Source organism: Acidovorax carolinensis (assembly GCF_002157145.1).
GTDB lineage: Bacteria > Pseudomonadota > Gammaproteobacteria > Burkholderiales > Burkholderiaceae_C > Acidovorax > Acidovorax carolinensis.
The window spans coordinates 4,084,464-4,106,377 of sequence record NZ_CP021361.1; the positions used below are offsets into that span (position 1 = coordinate 4,084,464).

A 21,914-nucleotide genomic window follows, 5' to 3' on the forward strand; every position below is an offset into this window, starting at 1 on the left:
CCTCACAACCCCAGCGCCTGAAAGAGCTGCTCCGCCCGCGCTGTTGCCTCGGGCGCCATCTGCATGGGCCGGCCCCATTCGCGCTGGGTTTCACCAGGCCATTTGTTGGTGGCGTCCATCCCCATCTTGCTGCCCAGGCCGCTCACGGGCGAGGCAAAGTCGAGGTAGTCGATGGGCGTGTGCTCCACCAGCAGCGTGTCGCGCGCCGGGTCCATGCGGGTGGTGATGGCCCAGATCACGTCGGGCCATGTGCGCACATCCACATCGTCATCCACCACCACGATGAACTTGGTGTACATGAACTGGCGCAGGTGGCTCCACACGCCCATCATCACGCGCCGCGCATGGCCGGCGTAGGCCTTTTTGATGCTCACCACCGCCATGCGGTAACTGCAGCCCTCGGGTGGCAGGTAGAAGTCCACGATCTCGGGGAACTGCTTTTGCAGCAGCGGGATGAACAGCTCGTTCATCGCCAGGCCCAGCACGGCGGGCTCGTCGGGTGGCTTGCCGGTATAGGTGCTGTGGTAGATCGGGTCCTTGCGCAGCGTGATGCGGTCGATGGTCAGCACGGGAAATTCGGCGCATTCGTTGTAGTAACCGGTGTGGTCGCCGTACGGCCCTTCCAGCGCGTGCTGCCAGCCACTGGCGTGGTTCGCATCGGGCTGGATATGGCCTTCGAGCACGATCTCGGCCGTGGCGGGCACCTGCAGCGGCACGCCCAGCGCGGGTGTGACTTCGGTGCGCGCGCCGCGCAGCAGGCCGGCGAACTGGTATTCGCTCAAGCTGTCGGGCACGGGTGTGACGGCGCCCAGCAGCGTGGCGGGGTCGGCGCCGAGCGCTACGGCCACGGGGTAGGGCTGGCCGGGGTGCTGGGCGCAGTGGTCGGCAAAGTCCAGCGCGCCGCCGCGGTGGGCCAGCCAGCGCACGATGACCTGGTTGCGCGAGAGCACCTGCTGGCGGTAGATGCCCAGGTTCTGCCGCGCCTTGCGCGGGCCGCGCGTGATGGTGAGGCCCCAGGTGATGAGCGGGGCCACGTCGCCGGGCCAGCAGTGCTGCACAGGCAGGCGCGCCAGATCGACATCGGGGCCTTCCCACACCTCTTGCTGGCAGGGCGCGCCGCGCGCCACGGTGTGCGGCGCCATGTTCCACAGGGTCTTGAGCAGCTGGCCCATGCCCAGCATGTCCTTGAAGCCCTTGGGCGCCTCGGGCTCTTTGAGGGTGGCCAGCAGCTCGCCCAAAGTGCGCACACCGCGCAGGTCGGGCACGCCCATGGCGCGCGCCACGCGGGCGGGGGTGCCAAACAGATTGGTGAGCACCGGCATGCGGTGGCCCATGGGCTGCTCGAACAGCAGCGCGGGCCCCCCGGCGCGCAGCACGCGGTCGCTGAGTGCGGTCATCTCCAGGTGGGGCGAGACGCTGCCCTCCACGCGGCGCAGGTCGCCCGTGGCTTCGAGCTGGGCCATGAAGTCGCGCAGGTCGCGGTAGGCCATGGTGTGCAGAGTTTATGAATGTAATCGGCTGCTAGCGCTTATTTGATAGGCGCTAGCAGCTATGAATCAAGGAGCATCCGGTTCCAGACCCTGCCAGCGCGGTGCCAGGTCGTGGGGCACGTCGATGAGGTCGAGCGCGCGCGCCACGCTGTAGTCCACCACTTCGCCCACGGTTTGCGGGCGCAGGTAGAAGGCGGGCAGCGGCGGGCAGATGATGCCGCCCATCTCGGTCACGGCCACCATGTTGCGCAGGTGCGTAAGGTGCAGCGGCGATTCGCGCACCATCAGCACCAGTCGGCGGCGCTCCTTGAGCGCCACGTCGGCCGCGCGCGTGAGCAGGTTGTCGGCCAGGCCGTGCGCAATGGCGGCGAGTGTGCGCATGGAACACGGCGCCACCACCATCGCATGGCACTGGAACGAACCGCTCGCAATGGCCGCGCCCACGTTGTGCACGTCGTGCACGCGGTGCGCCAGAGCCTCGACGGCGGGGCGGTCCATATCCAGCTCGTGCTGCAGGTTGCGCCAGCCCGCGTCCGAGACGACCAGGTGCGTCTCGATACCGCTCTGGCCCTGCAGCACCTGCAGCAGGCGCGCGCCATACACGGCGCCGCTGGCGCCCGAGATCGCAACGATGACGCGGCGCGGGGTGCCGATGTCAGCCATGCGAAGGCTCCAGGCCCGCGGCCCGTTCCAGGGGCTGCGAAAGTTGGTCGGCCTCGACCTGCTCCAGCACCAGCGCGGCCTGCACGGGGTCGAAGTCTTCGTGCGCGCGTTTTTTCACGCCGTACTGCTGCAACTGGTAATGCCGGTCGGCGGCGATGCCGTGGCGCGCCAGTGTGCTTTTCACGCAGACCAGCGGGCAACCGTCGAGCGCGATGATGGGCCGGCCCGAGCGCACGATTTTCATCAGATGCGGCACATCGCCGCCCACCCCCGCGATGCACGACATCTCGGCCACGCCGCGCCGATCAAGCTGCAGCGCCACATGGTTGGCCAGCTGCGCGGCGCTGGAGCAGCCCGAGCAGGAATAGACGAGGGGGTGGTTCGGGTCGGCGGCCATGGCGGTCATCGTCCTGCGGGGCGCGATGCGGAGTCCAGGCGCTGCCGAAGGCGGCCCAGCACCTGGCGCGGCGCCAGCAACGGCACCCATTGGCGCGGGTCCAGCACCGGCAGCTCGATCGCATCGAGGGCGTTCTTGACCACCAGGCCCAGCTCGGTATCGCCCTCCATCGACAGACGGCGATTGAAGAACAGCGTGTCGGGGTCCTGCTGGCGCTGGGCCAGCAGCAAAAAGTCATGGGCGGTGGCGCTCAGCGTCAAATCGGCCATGGCGGGGGCGACCAATGGGGCGTGGGGTGCAAAGCGCTGGCCAGTCCAGGCAAAGTCGAACACCAGGCGCGCATCGCGCACCTGCACGCGCATTTTCTTGTGCAGCATCAGCTGCCCCACATCGGCGGGCAGATGCCGGGCCAGTGCCAGGTTGAGCGCGGTCACCAACAGCAGCGAGCCGGGGTAGGCGGGCAGGCGCGACAGCAAGGCCCCCACAGGGAAGGGAACCACCAGAAGATCAGAAGAAGTAGAAGCAGCCATGGCGTGGGGTGGCACTCGGGTCAGGGTGAAAAGCACGATATCCATCAGGGGTTCGGGGCATTGCCAGCGGCCTGCCCCTGCTCCAGGCCAGGACGGTCGAACCAGTAGCCGTTGCAGGGCTGGTCGGGCATGAAGGCTTGCATGCGCTGCACGTAATCTGCGCCGCCGGGCTGCTGCGCCGGGCCGCGGGCTTCGTCGAACAGCGCAATGATCTGCGCCATGTGCTGCGACTGCGGGCTCAGCCGCACCAGATCCACGCCCAGCGCGCGCATCGCGGCCAGCTCGTTGGCCAGGTTGTAGACCCGGGCCGACTGCGTCTGCGTGCCATTGAGGACCAGAAAGTCCTCGCTCTCGCGGGTGCGTAGCGTCAGGCCGTCGGCATGTTCCAGGCAGCTAAAACCGCAGTCATCCTTGGGCAAATTGCGGTGGCGTGCCGTGAAGCAGCGCGCCGAGTAGGCCAGTGGCATGCGCCCGTACGCAAACACTTCCGTTTCAAGCCCGGCAGGGCGATTCACCAGCATGGCGGCCAGCGCATCCTGCGCCATCTCCAGCGGCATCACCCAGCGGCTGGCGCCCAGCTGCGCCATCCATTGCAGCGAGGGCGCGTTGTACAGGTTCAGGTGCGGGCCTGCAACGAAGGGCCGACCCGGCGTTTGGCCCGACAGGCAGCGCACCGCGCCCATGTCGTTGGCCTCGACGGTGAACTCGGCGTTGTCAGCGATCTTGTGCAACACGCTCACGTCCGAGCCCGACTCGATCAGCACCTGCGTGGACAGCACGGCCTGCTTGCCGGCGTCCTGCAGCATGCGGGCAATGTCCAGCCAGTCGGCCAGCCGCAGTTCGTGGCGGCGCGAGCACACGGTTTCGCCCAGGTAGACCACGTCGAGCGGCGTGGCGGCCATGGCCTCGTAGAAAGCGAAGATGGTTTCGCGCGGCCAGTAGTACAGCAGCGGACCCAGGGATAGTTTCATGGTGCGGTCTCCGGGGTGCGTCATTTCCAGGGGCGGTGGTAGGCGCCCAGCGTGTGCTGCTGGCCCTCGGCCACCTGGTCGAGGCTGGCCATCCAGGTGGTCTTGGGGGCGTAGCGGTGGGGGTTGGCCAGGCACTGGTCCATGGCTTCGCGCCAGACCCTGGTGACTTGCGCCACATAGGCCGGGCTGCGCTGGCGGCCTTCGATCTTGATGGCGCGCACACCGATCTTGAGCAACTGGGGCAGCAGCTCCAGCGTGTTGAGGCTGGTGGGCTCTTCGATGGCGTAGTAGTTCTCGTCGTCCCCCACGTCGAAGCGGCCCTTGCACAGCGTGGGGTAGCCGGCGTTTTCGCCGGGCGCATAGCGGTCGATCAACACGCCGTTCAGGCGCGACTCGCGGCCCTGCGGTGTCTCCTGCCAACGCACGGCCTTGGGCGGCGAGCACACGCCGTGCGTGTTGGGGGATTCGCCCGTCACGTACGAAGACAGCGCGCAGCGCCCCTCGACCATCACGCACAGGCTGCCAAAGCCGAACACCTCGATCTCCACCGGGGTCTTGTCGATGACCTGGCGCACCTGCTCCATCGACAGCACGCGCGGCAGCACGGCCCGCACGATGCCGAACTGCTCGCGGTAGAAGTTGATGGCCTCGTAGTTGGTGGCCGAGCCCTGCACCGACAGGTGCAGGCGCAGCTTCGGATGGCGCTGCGCCGCGTAGTGCATGAGCCCGGGGTCGGCCAGGATGACGGCGTCCACCCCCAGGTCCACCGCCTTGTCCAGGGCGCTGCGCCAGGGGTCGGGGTTGGACGCCTGGGGATAGGTATTGAGCGCCATGAACACCTTGCAGCCGCGCTCATGCGCGTAACGAATGCCGCTGGCGATGGCCGCCTCGTCAAAGTTCAGACCCGCAAAGTTGCGCGCGTTGGTGGCGTCGCGCAGGCCCAGGTAGACACAGTTGGCACCGTTGTCCACCGCGGCCTTCAGGGCGGGCAGGCTGCCGGCGGGGCAGACCAGTTCAAGGGCGGTCGCCGCAGGGGGCGCCGCAGTCGGGTTCAGGGATTCCATCACAAGCAATCAATGGCCGGCTCCGGGCATGGAACCACGGCACTGGCGGCACCTTAGCGACTGGGGGCTGCGCGGCGGCTGATCTTCGTCAACTGCAGTGCACAATGCCAGACGAATGCCGTCGGGCTTTGATGCAGGCCATGCCGTCGGGCCGCTGGCAACGGGTTCATGCGCCCCGTCACCCCGTCACCCCGTCACCCCGTCACCCCTTATCCCCAACGCCATCCCGCCGTGAACCGAAACCTCTGGCTGCTGGCCCTTTGCCAGGGCCTTTTCCTGACCAACAATGTGGTCTTCATCGCCATCAACGGCCTGGTGGGCCTGCAGCTGGCGCCGTTTGGCTGGATGGCCACGCTGCCCGTGATGGGCTATGTGGTGGGCGGCGCGCTGTCCACCCCGCTGGTGGCGCGCAGCCAGGCGCGCTGGGGGCGGCAGGTGTCGTTCCAGATCGGGCTGGCCGTGGCGGTGCTTTCGGCGCTGCTGTGCGCGGTGGCGGCGTTTGCGGGCAACTTCTGGCTGCTGTGCACGGCCACGCTGGTGGCGGGCTACTACAGCGCCAACGGGCAGCTCTACCGCTTTGCCGCCGCCGAACTGGCCGCCCCCGACTACCGCGAAAAGGCGGTTTCGCTGGTGCTGGCCGGTGGCCTGCTGGGCGCGATCGCGGGGCCCAACCTGGCCAGCGCCACGCGCACGCTGTTTCCCGCCGCGTTTGCGGGCGCCTATGTGGCGCTGATGGCCGTGGCGCTGTTGTCCATGGCGTGCATGGCCGCCATCCGCTTCGAGGCGCAGCCGCAGGTGCTCAACGCGGCGGGCCAGCCCGCCCGTGGCCGGCCATTGCCCGAGCTGATGCGGCAGCCGGCCTTCCTCGTGGCCGTGCTGGGCGCCGCCCTGGGCTATGGCGTGATGAACCTGCTGATGGCCGCCACACCGCTGGCCATGCAGGTCTGCGGCTTTGCTTTTGATGATGCGGCGCTGGTGCTGCAGTGGCATGTGATCGGCATGTTTGCACCGGGCTTCTTCACGGGCCACCTCATCAAGCGCTATGGCGTGCTGCCCATCATGGGGACGGGTGTGCTGCTGAACCTGGCCTGCGTGGCCGTGGCGCTGATGGGAGTGGACTTGCACCACTTCGGTATTGCACTGTTCATGCTGGGCGTGGGCTGGAATTTTCTGTTCACCGGCAGCACGGCGCTGGCCCTGACGGCCTACCGCCCCGAAGAAAAGGACCGCGCCCAGGCCGCCCTCAATTTCTGCGTGTTTGCCACGCTGGCCGTGAGTTCGCTGTTCTCGGGCGTGCTGGTCACCACCCAGGGCTGGACGCTGCTCAACTACGGCTCGCTGGCGCCCATTGCGATCACGGGCGCGGCCTTGCTGTGGCTGGCATTGCGCCAGCGCCGGGCGCGGGCGGCATCAACGCCCTAGACCGCCACCGATATTTGTTTTTGTCATTTGCAAGCGCGAAAAACGTGGTTTTCACCGCCGGGCGCCTTCCCTAGACTTCATTCGCACTGACCCGCCCGGGCCGCATCGGCGGCCCCGGTTTGGCGCCGGTGCCGTGAGAAGTCGCCCATGTCTGCTGTCCTTTCCGCTGTTCTGTCCACTGGTGATGCCGCCACCCCGGTGGCCGCCACATACCCGTCGCCAACCTTTGAAATCCGCCCCACCGCCGACGCGGCCGGCCCGCTGGGCGCCGAGGTGCTGGGGCTGGACCTGGCGCAACCGCTGACCGCCGATGACTTTGCGCGCCTGCACCGGGCGCACCTGCACCACCATGTGCTGGTGTTGCGCAACCAGCGCATCACGCCGCGCCAGCAGGTGAATTTCAGCCGCCGCTTCGGGCCGCTGCAGATCCATGTGCTGAAGAACTTCCAGCTCGCGGGCCATCCCGAGATCCTGGTGGTCTCCAACATCAAGGAAAACGGCCAGCCCATCGGCCTCGGGGATGCGGGCCATTTCTGGCATTCCGACCTGTCGTACAAGGCCGTGCCCAGCCTGGGCTCGCTGCTGCACGCCCAGGAGCTGCCCGCCGTGGGTGGCGACACCCTGTTTGCCGACCAGCACGCGGCCTACGACGCCTTGCCCGAAGCATTGAAAAAGACCATCGCCCCGCTGCAGGCCGAGCACAGCTACCTGGCCCGCTACGACGAGCTGCGCGCGAAGTGCCCCTGGCGGCCCGCGCTCACGCAGGCGCAGATCGATGAAGTCCAACCCGCGGTGCACCCCGTGGTGCGCACCCACCCCGAAACCGCGCGCAAGGCGCTGTTCGTCAGCGAGCACTTCACCACGCGCATCGTGGGCCTGCCCGAAGACGAAAGCCGCGACCTGCTGGCCCAGCTGTTTGCCGCCAGCGTGAAGCCCGAATTCGTCTATCGCCACCGCTGGCAGCCGCATGACCTGGTGTTCTGGGACAACCGCTCGGTGCTGCACCTGGCCACAGGCACCCCCGACACCGAGCGCCGCAAGCTCTACCGCACCACCATCGAAGGCGATCTGCCTTTCTGAGGCGCTTCGTTTTTTATAGCTTCTCGCGCTTATCCCATAAGCGCCAGAGGCACTTTTTACTCATATCCAACCGAAGAACCTGCCATGTCCCACCCCACCCGCCGCCTTTTCACCCGCCGCACCCTGGGCCGCAAGACGGCCGCCGTGCTCACCGCTGCGGGCCTGTTCACGGCGGGCCTGGGCTTGTCGGCCCCGGCGCATGCCGCCGAAGGCCAGTTGCGCATTGCCCAGCAGTTCGGCATCGTCTACCTGCTGCTCAATGTGGCGCAGGAGCAAAAGCTGATTGAAAAACACGGCAAGGCAGCCGGGGTGGACATCCAGGTGGACTTCCTCAAGCTGTCGGGCGGCTCGGCGGTGAACGATGCGCTGCTGTCGGGCAACATCGATATTGCCGGCGCCGGCGTGGGCCCGCTGTTCACCCTGTGGGACCGGACCAAGGGCAAGCAGAACGTCAAGGGCGTGGCTTCGCTGGGCAATTTCCCCTATTACCTGGTCAGCAACAACCCGGCCGTGAAGACCATTGCCGACTTCACCGACAAGGACCGCATTGCGCTGCCCGCCGTGGGCGTTTCAGTGCAGTCGCGCGTGCTGCAACTGGCCTCGGCCAAGCTCTGGGGCGAGAAGGAATACAACCGCCTCGACAAGCTGCAGGTGGCCGTGCCGCACCCGGACGCTACCGCCGCCATCATCAAGGGCGGTACCGAGATCAACGCCCATTTCGGCAACCCACCGTTCCAGGACCAGGCCCTGGCCGGCAACCCGAACGCGCACATCGTGCTCAAGTCTTACGACGTGCTGGGCGGTCCGGCCTCGGCCACGGTGCTCTACGCCACCGAAAAATTCCGCGCCGAGAGCCCCAAGACCTACAAAGCCTTTGTCGATGCCCTCGACGAGGCGGCCAAGTTCGTCACCGCCCACCCCGAAAAGGCGGCCGACATCTACCTCAAGGTGTCGGGCGGCAACACCGACCGCAAGCTGCTGCTGAGCATCATCCAGAACCCCGAAGTGCAGTTCAAGATCAAGCCCGAGAACACCCTGGGCCTCGGCCAGTTCCTGCACCGCGTGGGCGCCATCAAGAACCAGCCCTCCGCGCTCAAGGACTACTTTTTTGACGACGCCCTGACCGCGGGCGGCAACTGAACGCCCCCATGCCCTGGCCCCACTGGATTCGCCACCGCTCCCGCCAGCAAGGCCTGGTGGGCCTGCCGGCCCGACCCGCGCATACGCCAGCACCCGCACCAGGCGCCACGCCCGCGCTGGAGGCCCCCTGCTGCAGGTGGACGGCGTCAGCATCGACTACCGCACGCACGAACGCGTGGTGCGCGCCACGCACCGCGTCTCGTTCGACGTGCACGCGGGCGACCGCTTCGTGCTGCTGGGCGCCTCGGGCTGCGGCAAGTCCACGCTGCTCAAGGCGGTGGCCGGGTTCATCGCCCCGAGCGAGGGCGAGATCCGCCTGCAAGGCCGCACCGTGACCCAGCCCGGACCGGACCGCGTGGTCGTGTTCCAGGAGTTCGACCAGTTGCCCCCCTGGAAGACCGTGCGCGAGAACGTGGCGTTTCCGCTGCTGGCCTCGCGCACCTGCGGGCGCGCCGAGGCGGCCGAGCGCGCGGCGCTGTATCTGGAGAAAGTGGGGCTGAGCCGGTTTGCCGATGTGCACCCGCACCAGCTCTCAGGCGGCATGAAGCAGCGCGTGGCGATTGCCCGGGCCCTGGCCATGCAGCCGCAGGTGCTGCTGATGGACGAACCCTTTGCCGCACTCGACGCGCTCACGCGCCGGCGCATGCAGGAAGAACTGCTGGGCCTGTGGGACGAGTTTCGCTTCACGCTGATTTTCGTCACGCATTCGATTGAAGAGGCGCTGGTGGTCGGGAACCGCATCGCCATCCTCTCGCCCCATCCGGGCCGCCTGCGCGCCGAGATCAACAGCCACGCATTCGGCCTGCACAGCCTGGGCGGCAGCGCATTCCAGGCCACGGCGCGGCGCATCTACGGCCTGCTGTTTGAAGGGCAGGACACCCCATCCACCGAACCCGCTGCAACGCCCGTGCCGGGGTCGGTGGAGGCCGACGCGGCCGCCCTGGCCCGTGGGCCACGCACTGCGGCCGGGCACGGCGCCCTGCCTTTCCGGATTTCCGTATGAGCACCACCTTCCCATCACCCGCGCCTTCGCTGGCGCTCCAGCCACCGCTCACCCCGCCCATACGCCCCGAAATCGAACGCGGGCTGGAGCCGCTGGGCAGCATTGCCCCCGAACAACCCCTGCCGCTGGCGGCCCGCATCTGGCAGCAGGCCTGGGTGCGCAAGTTTGTCATCCTGGCGGTGCTGGCCGCCCTGTGGGAGCTCACCGCCCGCTGGCAGGACAACGACCTGTTGCTGCCGACGTTTATGCAGACCGCCAAGGCGCTTGTCGAAGGCCTGGCCACGGGCGAACTGCTGCAAAAAGCGGCCATCTCGCTGTCGGTGCTGCTCAAGGGCTATTTCGCGGGCATCGTAGGCGCCTTCGTGCTGACGACGCTGGCGGTGTCCACGCAGTTCGGGCGCGAACTGCTGTCCACGCTCACGTCCATGTTCAACCCGCTGCCAGCCATTGCGCTGCTGCCGCTGGCGCTGCTGTGGTTCGGGTTGGGGCAGGGCAGCCTGGTGTTCGTGCTGATCCATTCAGTGCTGTGGCCGCTGGCGCTCAACACCTACGCGGGCTTTCAGGCGGTGCCCGAGACGCTGCGCATGGCCGGGCGCAACTATGGCCTCACCGGCATCCGCTATGTGCTGCAGATCCTGGTGCCGGCGGCGCTGCCATCCATCCTGTCGGGCCTGAAGATTGGCTGGGCCTTTGCCTGGCGCACGCTGATCGCGGCCGAGCTGGTGTTTGGCGCATCGTCGGGCAAAGGCGGCTTGGGCTGGTACATCTTCCAGAACCGCAACGAGCTCTACACCGACAAGGTGTTTGCCGGCCTGGCGCTGGTCATCATCATCGGCCTGCTGGTGGAAAGCCTGGGCTTTCACACGCTCGAGCGCCTGACGGTGCGGCGCTGGGGCGTGCAGCGCTGAGGCCCGTCAGCCCACGGCCGGGCAGCGCTGCAGCAGCCACTGGCGCAGCAGCGCAAACACCGGCTCCGCCAGCTCGGGGCTTTCGTTGAACAGCTCGTGGTACAGCGATTCAAAGCACTGCGACTGCACCGTGTTCGTGGGCGCAGCAGCGGCAAAGGCCCGGCTGCCGGCGGGATTGACCAACTTGTCGGCCCCGGCCCACATCAGCAGGGTGGGCACGCTCCAGTGCGCGGCCCGCGCCACGGTGGCCGGCCCGCTGTCGGCGACGAACCGGGCCAGGCGCCCGCTGATGCGGTCGTGACACAGCGGATCGGCCAGATAGGCGGCCACCACGACCGGGTCATGCGAGAGGTATTGCGCATCGAGCCCGTTGCCCACAAGCAGGTTGGGCAGGATGCGCGGCAGCGTGGCCAGCAGCAGCTTTTGCACGGCGTTGAGGCCCGGGTCCAGCGCGGGGGACGAGAGCACCAGCGCATCCACCGGCCGCAGGTGCATCGACACGAACCGCGCCGCGACCAGCCCGCCCATGCTGTGGCCCAGCAGCACCAGCGGCTCGCTTGGCGCCATGCGGGCACGGGTGGCGTCCACCATGTCGGCCAGATCGTCCAGCAGGCGCATGTCGCTGGTGAGGCCACCGCGCGGGCCGCCCGACTCGCCATGGCCATACTGGTCGTAGCCCCGCACGGCAAAGCCCCAGGCGTTGAGCCGCCGCGCCACAGCGTCGTAGCGCCCCACATGCTCGCCCAGGCCATGCACCAGCAGCACCGTGCCGCGGGGCGTTCCCTCCATCAGTGGCCAGTCCTGCACCGCCAGGTTTTCACCGTCTGCCGCGGTGAACGTCGTCATGGTGCTCAAGGTGGAAACAACAGTGTCAGACATGGGTCGGGCAAGGGTGGCGTGCAGCGCGGGCGGCACAGGCAGCACGCGTTGCGGTGGGAATTCCAGCAGACCGCCGGGGAAGCGAGATGGGCCGGGGCCAGCGCAGCACGTATGCGCCCCGGCGGGGCTCAGGCGGCAGCGGCCTCCGCTGCGGCCTGCTGTGCCATGGCGCCAATCACCTGCGCCACCGAGGCGGTAAGGCGCTTGGCATAAGGCACATGCAGGAACTCGTTCGGGCCGTGGGCATTGCTCTTGGGGCCGAGCACGCCGCACACCATCATCTGGGCTTTCGGGAAGCCCTCGCTGAGCATGTTCATCAGCGGGATGGTGCCGCCCTGGCCGATGTAGCCACAGGGCGCGCCGAAATGCACCTGCGAGGCGGCGTTGAGCGCCTGCTCGAACCACGGCGTGGTGGCCGGGGCGTTCCAGCCCGTGGCGCCACCGCCGTTTTCAAACGTCACCCGGGCCTGGTAGGGCGCGTTGTCTTCGAGCAGGGTTTTGAGCTGTTGCACCGCCCGGGCGGCATCCACCAGCGGCGGCAGGCGCAAGCTGAGCTTGAAGGCGGTGTAGGGACGCAGCACGTTGCCGGCATCCTGCAGCGCAGGAAAGCCCTCGGCGCCGGTGACGCTGAGCGTAGGCGCCCAGGTGCGGTTGAGCAGGGCCTGCAGCGGGTCGGTGGTGGTAGGCAGCGCAAACTGGGTAGAGCCGCCGCAGTCGTAGTGCGCCCACGGAAAGCGTTTGTAGACCTCTTCACCCAGGATGGCAGCCGTGGCGCGGGCCTGGGCAAGGCGGTCGGCGGGCACCTCGCAATGGAAGCTGGCGGGCAGCAGGCGGCCGGTGGCGCTGTCTTCGAGCCGGTCGAGCACCTGGCGCATGATGCGAAACGACGAAGGCACCAGCCCCGAGGCGTCGCCCGAGTGGATGCCTTCGGTGAGGATCTCGACCTTGAGCGTGCCGCTGGCCATGCCGCGCAGGCTGGTGGTAAGCCACAGCTGGTCGTAATTGCCGGCGCCGCTGTCCAGGCAGATCACCAGCCCCACATCGCCCAGGCGAGCGCGCAGGGCGTCGATGTAGGGCAGCAGGTCGCGCGAGCCGCTTTCCTCGCAGGTTTCGATGAGACCCACGATGCGGGGGTGCGGCACATCCTGGCGCTTCAATTCCTGCACCGCTGCAATGCTGGCGTAGATAGCGTAGCCATCGTCGGCACCGCCGCGGCCATAGAGCTTGCCGTCTTCGTATTTGGGTGTCCAGGGGCCCAGGTCGCTGCGCCAGCCGGAGAACTCGGGTTGCTTATCGAGGTGGCCATACATCAGCACCGTCTCGGTGGCAGCAGCCTCGGTGGACTCGATCTCGAAGAACAGCACCGGGGTGCGGCCGGGCAGGCGCACGATCTCCAGCCGCAGGCCGGCCACTTTTTGCGCTTCGACCCAGGCGGCGGCATTGCGCACCACGGTGTCGAGCAGGCCCTGCTGCGCCCAATCAGGGGCAAACATGGGCGACTTGGCGGGGATGGCGATGTATTCGGTGAGCTGGCGCAGGATGTCGTTGTCCCACGCCTGGCTGACCCGCTCCAGCGCCAGCGCAGGTTGAAGGACTTGGGAAGGGACACGGGCGTTCATGGGCGGGCTCCAGCGGCAATTCGAAAACCGCATTCGACCACAACGCGCCCGACGGCGCCACGGCTCAATGCAGAGACGCCGGGGCGGTCTTGGGATTGCGGACCGCAAGCGCGCGGTGCAGCAGGCTCGCCAGCGCGACGCAGGGCAACAGGTGGGGCTGGCCCGGTGTATTGGTCCGGGCGGCGGCACACCATCACCCTGCGCGGGGGAATCTCCTATACGGCACCCGGCAGGGCAAGATGCCCGGCCGCGTCACTGCCCGACAGCTTGAACACCTGCACCGCCCCGGAAAGGCGGGTGGCCTGTTCCCGCAGGCTGTGGGCGGCTGCGGCCGATTCTTCCACCAGCGCGGCGTTCTGCTGCGTCATTTGGTCGAGCTGGTTCACGGCGGTATTGACCTGGCCGATGCCATCGGACTGCTCGCTGGACGCCGCGGTGATCTCGCCAATGATGTCGCCCACGCGTTTGACCGAGCCCACGATCTCCTCCATCGTGGTGCCGGCGTTCTGCACCAGGCGTGCGCCCGATTCAACCCGCTCGACCGACGCGCCAATGAGTTGCTTGATCTCGCGGGCGGCCTCGGCACTGCGCCCGGCGAGTGAACGAACCTCGCCGGCCACCACGGCAAAGCCCCGGCCCTGCTCGCCAGCGCGGGCCGCTTCCACGGCGGCGTTGAGCGCCAGGATGTTGGTCTGAAAGGCAATGGAGTCGATCACGCCGATGATGTCGGCGATCTTGCGCGAGCTCTGGTTGATGTCGCCCATGGTGGTGACCACCTCGCCCACCACCCGGCCACCGCGCGCCGCCACCTCGGCGGCCGAGCTGGCCAGCTGGTTGGCCTGCTGGGCCGCGTCGGCCGACTGGCGCACCGTGGCGGTGAGCTGTTCCATGCTTTGCGCGGTCTGGGCCAGGCTGCTGGCCGTGGCCTCGGTGCGTGCCGACAGATCCTGGTTGCCGCTGGCGATTTCGGCGCTGGCCGTGGTGATGCTGTCTACCGCCGTGCGCACCTGCTGCAGCATCTGCACGTAGCGCTGGCGCATGCCCTCGACCTCGTGCACCAGGGCGCCAATCTCGTCGCGCCGCGTGGTGTGGAAGGCCTCGGTCAGGTCGCCCTGGGCCACCAGCGTGATGGCCTTGGTGAGCCCCTGCAGGGGCCGGCTCACGCCGCGGCGCAGCATCACGAACAACCCCACCGCCAGCAGCGCCACCGCCACCGCCATCAGGCCCCACACGGCCAGCGTAACGCGGCGTTGCCCGCCCATGGCCTCGGCGTCGGGCACCTCGGCCACCACCCACCAGCCGTCGGCCCGGGTCTTGCGCACCAGCGCCCAGGGCTCGGACGACTGCCCGCCCAGCACCGGCGCCGCCTGGCGCACATAGCCGCCGTCGGCCGTGGCCAGCGCGTCAAAGAACGCACGGTCCTGGGGATAGGCCTCCAGCACTTTCTTGCCGCGCGCCGTAGGGTGGGCCACGAATACCGCATCGGCCAGCGACTTGCCCGGATCGATCACATAGGTGCCGCCGTTGTCGAAAAAGCGCGTCTGCGCCACCTGTTTTTCCAGCATGGTCTCGAACACGCTCACGTCGTTGCCGATGAACAGCAGGGCAATCACCTTGCCGGTGCTGTCCTTGGACGGCACGTAGTAGCCCATGTAGGGCTTGCCGTTGACCACGGTGCGGCCCACATAGGGCTCGCCCGCCTTCACGCGCTGGTAGGCCGCGCTGTCGCGCTCAAGCAGCGTGCCTTGCTGGCGCTCGCCTTTGTCGTTCTTGACCGAGGTCGTCACGCGCACGAAGTCGTCACCCTTGCGCGCAAATACGCTCGCAATGCCACCCGTTTCATTGGCGAACTTGTCCACCGAGCCGTGGTCATCATTGACCAGCGCACCGAAGCTGCGCAACTCGCCCGTGGCTTCATCAAGCTGCATGTTGGCTTCGAAATAGCGCTGAAAACCGCGCATGGTGAGCTGCACCAGCTCGCGGTTGGTGGCGTCGGCCGCGTCAATCGACTGGGCCACGCTCTGGGCCGTGTTACCCACGCTGCCGACCACTTCGGCGCGGGTGCTGCGCTCGGTAAGAACCGCGATCGCCAGCCCCACCAGCACCAGCACCAGTGCGACCAGACCAATGGCCATCAACGTGACCTGGCGCGCCACAGAACGATTGTTGGCAAGGGATGCTGCCATAGGGGTTGTCTCCGGAAAATGAACGCATGAAGCCGGCTGTGCCGGTCTGTTCCCACTCTAAGACAGGGGCGCAGTTACATTCATTAACGCATTCCCTTACGCAGTGTCGCGTACCGGCGCGTTGGTGCCAGCCCGTTGACGACGCACCCTGAAAATTTGAGAAAAAACAGGCTTTTGCGCTTATGCAGCAAGCGCTAACAGCTCTTTAATTAATAGCAAATCAATTCCGAAACCCGTGGGGCGGCAACCCGACGCTGGGAATCAGACGTGCTCGAAATGGAACACCGCCGTGCCCGCCCGCGCATTCGGACACCAGCGCACAGCGCGCCCGTCCTGCAGGCCGAAGGCGTCGATCACGCGCAAATGGTTTTTGAGCGCCAGCACCTCAAAGTCCTTGTAGGTGCCGACGCGGATATTGGGCGTGTCGTACCACTGGTAAGGCAGGCGGCGCGTGACGGGCATGCGCCCGCGCAGAACCGACAGGCGGTTGGGCCAGTGCGCAAAATTGGGGAACGCCACCACACCGGTGCGGCCCACGCGCGCGGTTTCGCGCAGCATGACCTCGGCGTTGCGCAGGTGCTGCAAGGTGTCGATCTGCAGCACTACGTCGAACGAGGCGTCGCCAAACATCGCCAGGCCTTCATCAAGGTTGAGCTGGATCACGTCCACCCCGCGCTGCACGCAGGCCAGCACGTTGGCGTCGTCGATCTCGATGCCGTAGCCGCTGCACCCGCGCTCGCGCTGCAGGTAGGACAGCATGGCGCCGTCGCCACAGCCCAGATCCAGCACGCGCGAGCCGGGGGGCACCATGCGGGCAATGGCCTGCATCGTGGTTTTCTCGGTCATGCGAACTCCTTTGCAATGCTATCGAAGTAAGAGCGCATGACGCTCATGTAGCGTGCGTCATCGAGCAAAAAGGCATCATGCCCATGGGGTGCATCGATTTCGGCATAACTGACGTGGCGGCGGTTGTCGAGCAGGGCCTTGACGATCTCGCGACTGCGCCGGGGAGAAAACCGCCAGTCGGTGGTGAAGCTGACCAGCAGAAACTTCGCCGTGGCGCGTGCCAGTGCCTGGGTAAGGTCGCCACCATGGCCGCGTGCCGGGTCAAAGTAGTCGAGCGCGCGCGTGATCAGCAAATAGGTGTTGGCGTCGAAATACTCGCTGAACTTGTCACCCTGGTAGCGCAGGTAACTTTCAATCTGGAACTCGATGTCCTGGGTGCTGTAAAGGTAGTCGCGCAGGTCCGGGGCTGGGCCGCCCCGAGCCGGACCAGCCCCCTCGGGAAGCGTGGGGGCACGCAGACTGCGGCCGAATTTCTCGTTCATCACGTCGTCGCTCAGGTACGTGATGTGACCGATCATGCGGGCAATGCGCAGACCGCGTTTGGGAATCACGCCATGCCGGTAGAAGTGGCCGCCGTGGAAATCGGGGTCGGTCACGATGGCGCGGCGCGCCACCTCGTTGAAGGCAATGTTCTCGGCCGTGAGGTTGGGCGCGCTGGCCACCACCACGGCATGGCGCACGCGCTCGGGGTATTGCAGCGTCCAGCTCAGGGCCTGCATGCCGCCCAGGCTGCCGCCCAGCACAGCCGCCAGCTGTGTGATGCCCAGGCGGTCAAGCAGTCGGGCCTGCGCGTTGACCCAGTCTTCCACCGTGACGACGGGGAAATCAGCGCCGTACACCTCGCCCGTGTCGGGGTGTGGGTGCATGGGCCCGGTGGAGCCAAAGCACGAGCCCAAGTTGTTCACGCCGATCACGAAGAATTTGTCGGTATCCACCGGCTTGCCCGGGCCAATCATGTTGTCCCACCAGCCTTCGCTCTTATCCTGCCCTTCGTACACCCCGGCCACGTGGTGCGAGGCGTTGAGGGCATGGCACACCAGCACGGCGTTGGAGGCATCGGGGTTGAGCGTGCCGTAGGTCTCGAAGGCCAGGTGGTAATCGCGCAGCGATGCGCCGCTTTGCAGCGGCAGCACCTCCGGAAAATGCATGGTCTGGGGCGTGGCAATGAACGACATAAAAAAAATCCCGGCGTCGCTAAAAACGAGGCCGGGATGTGTCGGACGGGTCTTTAGCAGAATTTATAAAGCGCCCGCAAGCTGTGGCAAATCGGCGCGTAGGGCAAATATACCAAAAGGGCCGCCCTGCGGCGACCCTTGCCGATTACGCTGGCGCAAAAATCGCCACCAGCCCGAGGACCACAAAAATGACCGCAGACACAATGTGCACGATGCGGATGGGCACCAGGCGCGTGATGCGGTCGCCCAGCCAGACCACGGGCGCATTGGCCAGCATCATGCCCAGCGTGGTCCCGGCCACCACCCACAGGTAGGCGTTGTATTGCGCCGCCAGCATGACGGTGGCGATCTGCGTCTTGTCGCCCATCTCGGCCAGAAAGAAGGCCACCAGGGTGGTGCCAAACACGCCCCAGCGCGGCGTGCCGTCGGCATCCCCTTCGTCGAGCTTGTCCGGGATCAACATCCAGACCGCCATGGCGATGAACGAAGCGCCCAGTATCCAGCGCAAGACCTGCGGCCCCACCACCGTGGTCACCCAGGCACCGACGGCCCCCGCCAGCCCGTGGTTGGCCAGCGTGGCGACCAGAATGCCCAGAACGATGGGCCAGGGCTTGCGGAAGCGCGCGGCCAATACCAGCGCCAGCAACTGGGTCTTGTCGCCCATCTCGGCCAGGGCGACGATGGCGGTAGAAACAAAAAAGGCTTCCATGGGGAGGGGTATCCAATCCGGCCGGATGGGTGGTGAACGCATTGACTGCACCCCGACTCCGGCCAATGGATCGGCATGCAGTCAATGGTCTCGCCCAGCTCATTGCAAGCCGCATGCGCCATAGGTTGTGAGAACCCAAGTATGTTGACGCATGCCCCCGGCGCACTGTGCTGCCCGGCGGGCTACTCCCCAAAGACCGCAGTATTCTAGTGCAGTGCGATCCCTGCCCGCGGCGACACTGTCACCAAGGTTTCCTAACCGAAAAATTTCCCCTTAGAAATAAATATCCACGCGGCGCATAAAAGTGATTAATAATGGCTTCGCTTTTCTGCAATGCAGGAAAGCAGTTAAGTTAGCGGTGATTGGTCAGTTTCGCGTCTTTGAAGTCGTCACAGGTTTGTTGATTGCGTAGGACTCCCATCGCGTTTTCATGTTTTTTCAGGAGTCCTTCATGGGCAACAAACTTTACGTGGGCAACCTGCCCTACTCTTTCCGCGACGAAGACCTGCAGCAGACCTTCAGCCAGTACGGCACGGTCGGCAGCGCCAAGGTCATGATGGAGCGCGACACCGGCCGCTCCAAGGGTTTCGGCTTTGTCGAAATGGGCAGCGATGCTGAAGCCCAAGCCGCCATCCAAGGCGTGCATGGCACCAACTTCGGCGGCCGTGACCTCGTGGTCAACGAAGCGCGCCCCATGGAGCCACGCGCTCCCCGTAGCGGCGGCTTCGGCGGCGGCAGCGGTGGTGGCGGCGGCTACGGTGGTGGCGGTGGCGGCTACGGTGGTGGTGGCCGCAGCGGTGGCGGCGGCGGTGGTGGTTACGGCGGTGGCCGCAGCAGCTACTAAGACCGTTTCAGCAGGTGCTTGCATCTGCTACCGGCAAAACAAGGAGCCTCAGGGCTCCTTTTTTCATGCCTGCGGCATCGCGGCCACAAGCGCGCAAAGCACTTGCCTTTTTTCAAAAACTGTGAGACATATCGTGACTGCGGGGGTTTTCTCGCCTAAAAAGTTTGCGGTGATCCGTCGGTTTCGCGCATAGGGCGTCATTGAGATTAGCTGGCTGCGTTTTCTGGACTCCATCGCTTTGTTCATGTGTTTTTGAGGAGTCCCGTGATGGGCAACAAACTGTATGTCGGCAACCTGCCGTACTCGGTGCGCGACAGCGATCTGGAACAGGCCTTTGGCCAATTTGGTGCCGTGACGAGCGCCAAGGTCATGATGGAGCGCGACACCGGTCGCTCCAAGGGCTTCGGCTTCGTCGAAATGGGCAGTGACGCCGAAGCGCAGGCCGCCATTCAGGGCATGAACGGCCAGCCTTTGGGTGGTCGCGGCATCGTCGTCAACGAAGCCCGCCCTATGGAGCCCCGTCCGCCTCGCAGTGGTGGTGGTGGTTTTGGCGGTGGCGGCGGATATGGCGGCGGCGGATACGGTGGCGGTGGCGGTGGCCGCAGTGGTGGAGGCGGCGGTTATGGCGGCGGCGGGAGCTACGGCGGTGGCCGTGAAGGCGGCGGTGGTGGTGGCTACGGTGGCGGTGGTGGCCGAGGCGATGGCGGCGGTTATGGTGGTGGCGGCGGTGGCCGCAGCGAAGGCGGCTTCCGCAGCCCCTACGGCTCGGGCTCACGCAATGGCGGTGGCCGCAGCGGCGGCGGTGGTGGCTATGGTGGCGGCAGCAGCTACTGAGCCGCACACCACCGGCAGGATTGCTGGATACACTCAAGCCCCTTCGGGGGCTTTTTTCATGGCCGCGGGCTTCGGGAACTGCAACCGCCCGGGCGCCAAGCAGCCGAGATGGGTGTGATCAAGCCCCCACACCGGCTTGGCCGTCCACCGTAGTTATTGCACCTCATCCTGGCGGCGCTTTCTGGGCCGGCCCGCCAGCAGTGCGTCAAACAGCGCGTTCGGAAGCAGGCGCAGCAGCTTGGCGACCACGCCCATCTGCCAGGGTATGACCCGGTAACTCACCCCCGCAGCAATGGCCTTGAAGGCACGGTCGGCAAAACAGTCGGCCTGCATCAGGAACGGCATGGCATAGCGGTTCTGGCGCGTAAGCGGCGTGTCGATATAGCCTGGCGAAATCGTGACCACGCGCACCCCGTGCGGACGCATTTCGCCGCGCAGGCTCTCGCAATAGCTGATGACCGCCGCCTTGCTGGCGCAATAAGCACCATGCCCGGGCAAGCCGCGAATGCCCGCCACACTGCCAATACCGACCAGGGTGCCGCCCCGGCGCTGCACCATGCCATCCACGAACGGCTGGAAGGTGGCCGCCATGCCGATGTTGTTGGTGGCGAAGGTGCGCGCCATGACGTCGATATCGGCGCGGATGGCGGTGTCCATGCCCACGCTGATGCCGGCGTTGGCAATGACGACATCAGGCACGCCCTGGCGCGCGATGCAGTCCTGGCCCGCGGCCATGATGCTTTCAGGCACCGACACATCGGCACTATATATTTGATAGCTATCAGCGCCTATCCCTTGTGCGCTAGCCCATGATTTCATGTCAGATGTGCGCCGTGCCACCAGTGCCAGCCGATAGCCGGCCTGATGAAAACGCAGGGCCAGCGCCTGGCCAATGCCGCTGGAGGCACCCGTGATGAAAACGAGCGGGGCCGTCATGGGGTCGACCTGTGGACGCTGTGAGCGACTTATCGCGGCGCCGCAGGCATCAGCACGCCCCGCACACGCCCGCGCAACTGCAGCACCTGGTCGAGGTGGTCATATTCCATGGCGTCGGCCGTGAACTGGTCGTTGCCCCGGATGAGCACGACGGGCTGGTCGGAGCGCACGCGCTCGGCCTGGGTAAAGGCGTGCAGGAATTCGCCCCGAAATTCCAGGCGCGGCTGCGTCTCGCGCGTGACCACCGCATTGCCGAAAAGCTGCACCTCAGAGCCATCGGCATTGCTCAATGCGCGATTGGCCGTAGCCAGCGTGACAACGCCCTGCGGCGTCACCGAGCGCATGCGCACATTGTCGATTTCCAGGGTGTCCGTGTCGGGAAAATGCCGCCCCATGTCGCCCTTGATCTCGCTTTGCATCCGCCCGGTGGCGTCAAAGCTCTTGACCGAAAAGACCTTCATGAAATAGTCCGGCTGGTTGCCGTTGCTGGACGGAGCCGCTGCGGCAATGGGCGCGGGGGCATTGCGCACCAGCCACCAGGTGCCCAGGGCCAGCAGCCCCATGAGGATGATCGGGAGGTACAGCGTAAACCGATCCCAGCCCTGGCGCAGCACCGGGCTCATAGGGTGTAGTCCGCCAGCAGGCCTGCATAGCGGCCACTGGCCACCAGCAACAGGTCGCAGAACTCGCGCGCCGCGCCTTCACCGCCACGCGCCAGGGTGGTGTGGTGCGCGGCATGGCGCACTTCCACGTGGGCATTGGCCGGGGCACAGGCCAGGGCGCAGCGGCGCATGACGGGCAGATCCGGCCAGTCGTCGCCCATGGCGGCAGCCTGCGTCCAGGAAAGCCCCAGGTTCGACAGGATCTGCTCAGCCGCCGGGCGCTTGTCTTCGGTGCCAAAAACGGCATGCTCGACACCGAGCGCCTGCAAACGCAGGCGCAACGGGGCCGAATCGCGACCGGTGATCACGGCCGGGGTGATGCCGGCCTTCTGCAGCAACTTGAGGCCATGCCCATCCAGGGTGTTGAAGCGCTTGAGCGTTTCGCCGGCTTCGCTGATGTACAGGCTGCCATCGGTCAGCACCCCGTCCACATCAAAAAAGGCTACGCGCATGCCTTGGGCGCGCAACAGCAGCTCGGGGGGAAATTGCAGCACGGGCAGGGTCATTTCAATGGGAGGCATTGCGGATGTAAAAGGCACGGCCACGGCCAGTGCCC

The 21,914-nt window shown here is 66.5% G+C and carries 22 protein-coding genes and 1 riboswitch; of the genes, 7 read left to right on the forward strand and 15 right to left on the reverse strand.

Annotation, left to right across the window (positions count from 1 at the left end; translation table 11 throughout):
* Positions 1-2: 2 nt before the first annotated feature.
* The 6 genes from ubiD to ubiU all read right to left on the reverse strand — a co-directional run bounded on the left by ubiD (position 3) and on the right by ubiU (position 5,115).
* Positions 3-1,490, reverse strand: a complete 1,488-nt coding sequence (gene ubiD / locus CBP34_RS19120) for a 4-hydroxy-3-polyprenylbenzoate decarboxylase (protein WP_094098955.1) — start codon at positions 1,488-1,490, stop codon at positions 3-5.
* 66 nt (positions 1,491-1,556) lie between these two features.
* Positions 1,557-2,153, reverse strand: coding sequence for a UbiX family flavin prenyltransferase (locus tag CBP34_RS19125; protein WP_094098956.1), 597 nt, complete (start codon positions 2,151-2,153; stop codon positions 1,557-1,559).
* Positions 2,146-2,559 carry a putative zinc-binding protein gene (locus CBP34_RS19130; protein ID WP_094098957.1) on the reverse strand — a complete coding sequence of 138 codons (414 nt, stop codon included), beginning with the start codon at positions 2,557-2,559 and terminating at the stop codon, positions 2,146-2,148. The genes CBP34_RS19125 and CBP34_RS19130 overlap by 8 nt, the downstream gene beginning before the upstream one ends.
* Entirely contained in the window at positions 2,556-3,080 is a 525-nt protein-coding gene (gene ubiT, locus CBP34_RS19135; protein ID WP_094098958.1) for a ubiquinone anaerobic biosynthesis accessory factor UbiT, read from the reverse strand. The genes CBP34_RS19130 and ubiT overlap by 4 nt, the downstream gene beginning before the upstream one ends.
* A gap of 44 nt (positions 3,081-3,124) precedes the next feature.
* The gene (locus CBP34_RS19140) at positions 3,125-4,051 is read right to left on the reverse strand and encodes a U32 family peptidase (protein ID WP_094098959.1); all 927 of its coding nucleotides are present in this window, start codon (positions 4,049-4,051) and stop codon (positions 3,125-3,127) included.
* 20 nt (positions 4,052-4,071) lie between these two features.
* The gene (gene ubiU, locus CBP34_RS19145; protein ID WP_094098960.1) at positions 4,072-5,115 is read right to left on the reverse strand and encodes a ubiquinone anaerobic biosynthesis protein UbiU; all 1,044 of its coding nucleotides are present in this window, start codon (positions 5,113-5,115) and stop codon (positions 4,072-4,074) included.
* A gap of 231 nt (positions 5,116-5,346) precedes the next feature.
* Between ubiU and CBP34_RS19150 the strand changes: the two genes are divergently transcribed.
* The 5 genes from CBP34_RS19150 to CBP34_RS19170 all read left to right on the forward strand — a co-directional run bounded on the left by CBP34_RS19150 (position 5,347) and on the right by CBP34_RS19170 (position 10,668).
* The gene (locus tag CBP34_RS19150; RefSeq protein WP_094098961.1) at positions 5,347-6,537 is read left to right on the forward strand and encodes an MFS transporter; all 1,191 of its coding nucleotides are present in this window, start codon (positions 5,347-5,349) and stop codon (positions 6,535-6,537) included.
* Positions 6,538-6,684: 147 nt separating this feature from the next.
* Entirely contained in the window at positions 6,685-7,617 is a 933-nt protein-coding gene (locus CBP34_RS19155) for a TauD/TfdA dioxygenase family protein (RefSeq protein ID WP_094098962.1), read from the forward strand.
* 84 nt (positions 7,618-7,701) lie between these two features.
* The gene (locus CBP34_RS19160; protein WP_094098963.1) at positions 7,702-8,757 is read left to right on the forward strand and encodes an ABC transporter substrate-binding protein; all 1,056 of its coding nucleotides are present in this window, start codon (positions 7,702-7,704) and stop codon (positions 8,755-8,757) included.
* 13 nt (positions 8,758-8,770) lie between these two features.
* Entirely contained in the window at positions 8,771-9,760 is a 990-nt protein-coding gene (locus CBP34_RS19165) for an ABC transporter ATP-binding protein (RefSeq protein WP_162290906.1), read from the forward strand.
* Positions 9,757-10,668: an ABC transporter permease gene (locus tag CBP34_RS19170; protein ID WP_094098965.1), complete on the forward strand. Its 912-nt coding sequence runs from the start codon at positions 9,757-9,759 to the stop codon at positions 10,666-10,668. Before CBP34_RS19165 ends, CBP34_RS19170 begins: the two co-directional genes overlap by 4 nt.
* A 6-nt stretch (positions 10,669-10,674) precedes the next feature.
* Here CBP34_RS19170 and CBP34_RS19175 read toward each other — a convergent pair whose 3' ends face one another.
* The 6 genes from CBP34_RS19175 to CBP34_RS19200 all read right to left on the reverse strand — a co-directional run bounded on the left by CBP34_RS19175 (position 10,675) and on the right by CBP34_RS19200 (position 18,082).
* Complete coding sequence (locus tag CBP34_RS19175) at positions 10,675-11,547, reverse strand: alpha/beta hydrolase (protein ID WP_094099279.1); 873 nt, start codon at positions 11,545-11,547, stop codon at positions 10,675-10,677.
* A gap of 128 nt (positions 11,548-11,675) precedes the next feature.
* Positions 11,676-13,166: a M20 family metallopeptidase gene (locus tag CBP34_RS19180; RefSeq protein ID WP_094098966.1), complete on the reverse strand. Its 1,491-nt coding sequence runs from the start codon at positions 13,164-13,166 to the stop codon at positions 11,676-11,678.
* Between the two features lie 215 nt (positions 13,167-13,381).
* On the reverse strand, positions 13,382-15,352 hold the full coding sequence (locus CBP34_RS19185; RefSeq protein WP_094098967.1) for a methyl-accepting chemotaxis protein: 1,971 nt from the start codon (positions 15,350-15,352) through the stop codon (positions 13,382-13,384).
* Between the two features lie 261 nt (positions 15,353-15,613).
* Positions 15,614-16,198 (reverse strand): methionine biosynthesis protein MetW, encoded by a 585-nt coding sequence (metW, locus tag CBP34_RS19190; RefSeq protein WP_094098968.1) that lies wholly within the window; start codon positions 16,196-16,198, stop codon positions 15,614-15,616.
* Positions 16,195-17,373, reverse strand: coding sequence for a homoserine O-succinyltransferase MetX (metX, locus tag CBP34_RS19195; protein WP_094098969.1), 1,179 nt, complete (start codon positions 17,371-17,373; stop codon positions 16,195-16,197). Before metX ends, metW begins: the two co-directional genes overlap by 4 nt.
* A 145-nt stretch (positions 17,374-17,518) precedes the next feature.
* Entirely contained in the window at positions 17,519-18,082 is a 564-nt protein-coding gene (locus tag CBP34_RS19200; protein WP_094098970.1) for a TMEM165/GDT1 family protein, read from the reverse strand.
* 14 nt (positions 18,083-18,096) lie between these two features.
* Positions 18,097-18,285: riboswitch (yybP-ykoY riboswitch) on the reverse strand.
* 248 nt (positions 18,286-18,533) lie between these two features.
* Here CBP34_RS19200 and CBP34_RS19205 point away from each other — a divergent pair.
* Complete coding sequence (locus tag CBP34_RS19205; RefSeq protein WP_086928884.1) at positions 18,534-18,926, forward strand: RNA recognition motif domain-containing protein; 393 nt, start codon at positions 18,534-18,536, stop codon at positions 18,924-18,926.
* 267 nt (positions 18,927-19,193) lie between these two features.
* Positions 19,194-19,760, forward strand: coding sequence for an RNA recognition motif domain-containing protein (locus CBP34_RS19210; RefSeq protein WP_094098971.1), 567 nt, complete (start codon positions 19,194-19,196; stop codon positions 19,758-19,760).
* 153 nt (positions 19,761-19,913) lie between these two features.
* On the opposite strand, the gene CBP34_RS19215 is transcribed toward CBP34_RS19210, so the two are convergent.
* The 3 genes from CBP34_RS19215 to CBP34_RS19225 are packed head-to-tail and all read right to left on the reverse strand — an operon-like array spanning position 19,914 to position 21,879.
* Complete coding sequence (locus CBP34_RS19215) at positions 19,914-20,696, reverse strand: SDR family oxidoreductase (RefSeq protein ID WP_086928514.1); 783 nt, start codon at positions 20,694-20,696, stop codon at positions 19,914-19,916.
* Between the two features lie 29 nt (positions 20,697-20,725).
* Positions 20,726-21,319: an LPS export ABC transporter periplasmic protein LptC gene (gene lptC / locus CBP34_RS19220; protein WP_094098972.1), complete on the reverse strand. Its 594-nt coding sequence runs from the start codon at positions 21,317-21,319 to the stop codon at positions 20,726-20,728.
* Positions 21,316-21,879: a KdsC family phosphatase gene (locus CBP34_RS19225; RefSeq protein ID WP_094098973.1), complete on the reverse strand. Its 564-nt coding sequence runs from the start codon at positions 21,877-21,879 to the stop codon at positions 21,316-21,318. Before CBP34_RS19225 ends, lptC begins: the two co-directional genes overlap by 4 nt.
* Positions 21,880-21,914 lie beyond the last annotated feature (35 nt).

What these genes read in the sequence shown, in the direction of transcription:
- ubiD (WP_094098955.1), bottom strand. Translation starts at nt 1,490, where the DNA reads ATGGCCTACCGCGACCTGCGCGACTTCATGGCCCAGCTCGAAGCCACG.
- CBP34_RS19125 (WP_094098956.1), bottom strand. Translation starts at nt 2,153, where the DNA reads ATGGCTGACATCGGCACCCCGCGCCGCGTCATCGTTGCGATCTCGGGC.
- CBP34_RS19130 (WP_094098957.1), bottom strand. Translation starts at nt 2,559, where the DNA reads ATGACCGCCATGGCCGCCGACCCGAACCACCCCCTCGTCTATTCCTGC.
- ubiT (WP_094098958.1), bottom strand. Translation starts at nt 3,080, where the DNA reads ATGGCTGCTTCTACTTCTTCTGATCTTCTGGTGGTTCCCTTCCCTGTG.
- CBP34_RS19140 (WP_094098959.1), bottom strand. Translation starts at nt 4,051, where the DNA reads ATGAAACTATCCCTGGGTCCGCTGCTGTACTACTGGCCGCGCGAAACC.
- ubiU (WP_094098960.1), bottom strand. Translation starts at nt 5,115, where the DNA reads ATGGAATCCCTGAACCCGACTGCGGCGCCCCCTGCGGCGACCGCCCTT.
- CBP34_RS19155 (WP_094098962.1), top strand. Translation starts at nt 6,685, where the DNA reads ATGTCTGCTGTCCTTTCCGCTGTTCTGTCCACTGGTGATGCCGCCACC.
- CBP34_RS19160 (WP_094098963.1), top strand. Translation starts at nt 7,702, where the DNA reads ATGTCCCACCCCACCCGCCGCCTTTTCACCCGCCGCACCCTGGGCCGC.
- CBP34_RS19170 (WP_094098965.1), top strand. Translation starts at nt 9,757, where the DNA reads ATGAGCACCACCTTCCCATCACCCGCGCCTTCGCTGGCGCTCCAGCCA.
- CBP34_RS19175 (WP_094099279.1), bottom strand. Translation starts at nt 11,547, where the DNA reads ATGTCTGACACTGTTGTTTCCACCTTGAGCACCATGACGACGTTCACC.
- CBP34_RS19180 (WP_094098966.1), bottom strand. Translation starts at nt 13,166, where the DNA reads ATGAACGCCCGTGTCCCTTCCCAAGTCCTTCAACCTGCGCTGGCGCTG.
- CBP34_RS19185 (WP_094098967.1), bottom strand. Translation starts at nt 15,352, where the DNA reads ATGGCAGCATCCCTTGCCAACAATCGTTCTGTGGCGCGCCAGGTCACG.
- metW (WP_094098968.1), bottom strand. Translation starts at nt 16,198, where the DNA reads ATGACCGAGAAAACCACGATGCAGGCCATTGCCCGCATGGTGCCCCCC.
- metX (WP_094098969.1), bottom strand. Translation starts at nt 17,373, where the DNA reads ATGTCGTTCATTGCCACGCCCCAGACCATGCATTTTCCGGAGGTGCTG.
- CBP34_RS19200 (WP_094098970.1), bottom strand. Translation starts at nt 18,082, where the DNA reads ATGGAAGCCTTTTTTGTTTCTACCGCCATCGTCGCCCTGGCCGAGATG.
- CBP34_RS19205 (WP_086928884.1), top strand. Translation starts at nt 18,534, where the DNA reads ATGGGCAACAAACTTTACGTGGGCAACCTGCCCTACTCTTTCCGCGAC.
- CBP34_RS19210 (WP_094098971.1), top strand. Translation starts at nt 19,194, where the DNA reads ATGGGCAACAAACTGTATGTCGGCAACCTGCCGTACTCGGTGCGCGAC.
- CBP34_RS19215 (WP_086928514.1), bottom strand. Translation starts at nt 20,696, where the DNA reads ATGACGGCCCCGCTCGTTTTCATCACGGGTGCCTCCAGCGGCATTGGC.
- lptC (WP_094098972.1), bottom strand. Translation starts at nt 21,319, where the DNA reads ATGAGCCCGGTGCTGCGCCAGGGCTGGGATCGGTTTACGCTGTACCTC.
- CBP34_RS19225 (WP_094098973.1), bottom strand. Translation starts at nt 21,879, where the DNA reads ATGCCTCCCATTGAAATGACCCTGCCCGTGCTGCAATTTCCCCCCGAG.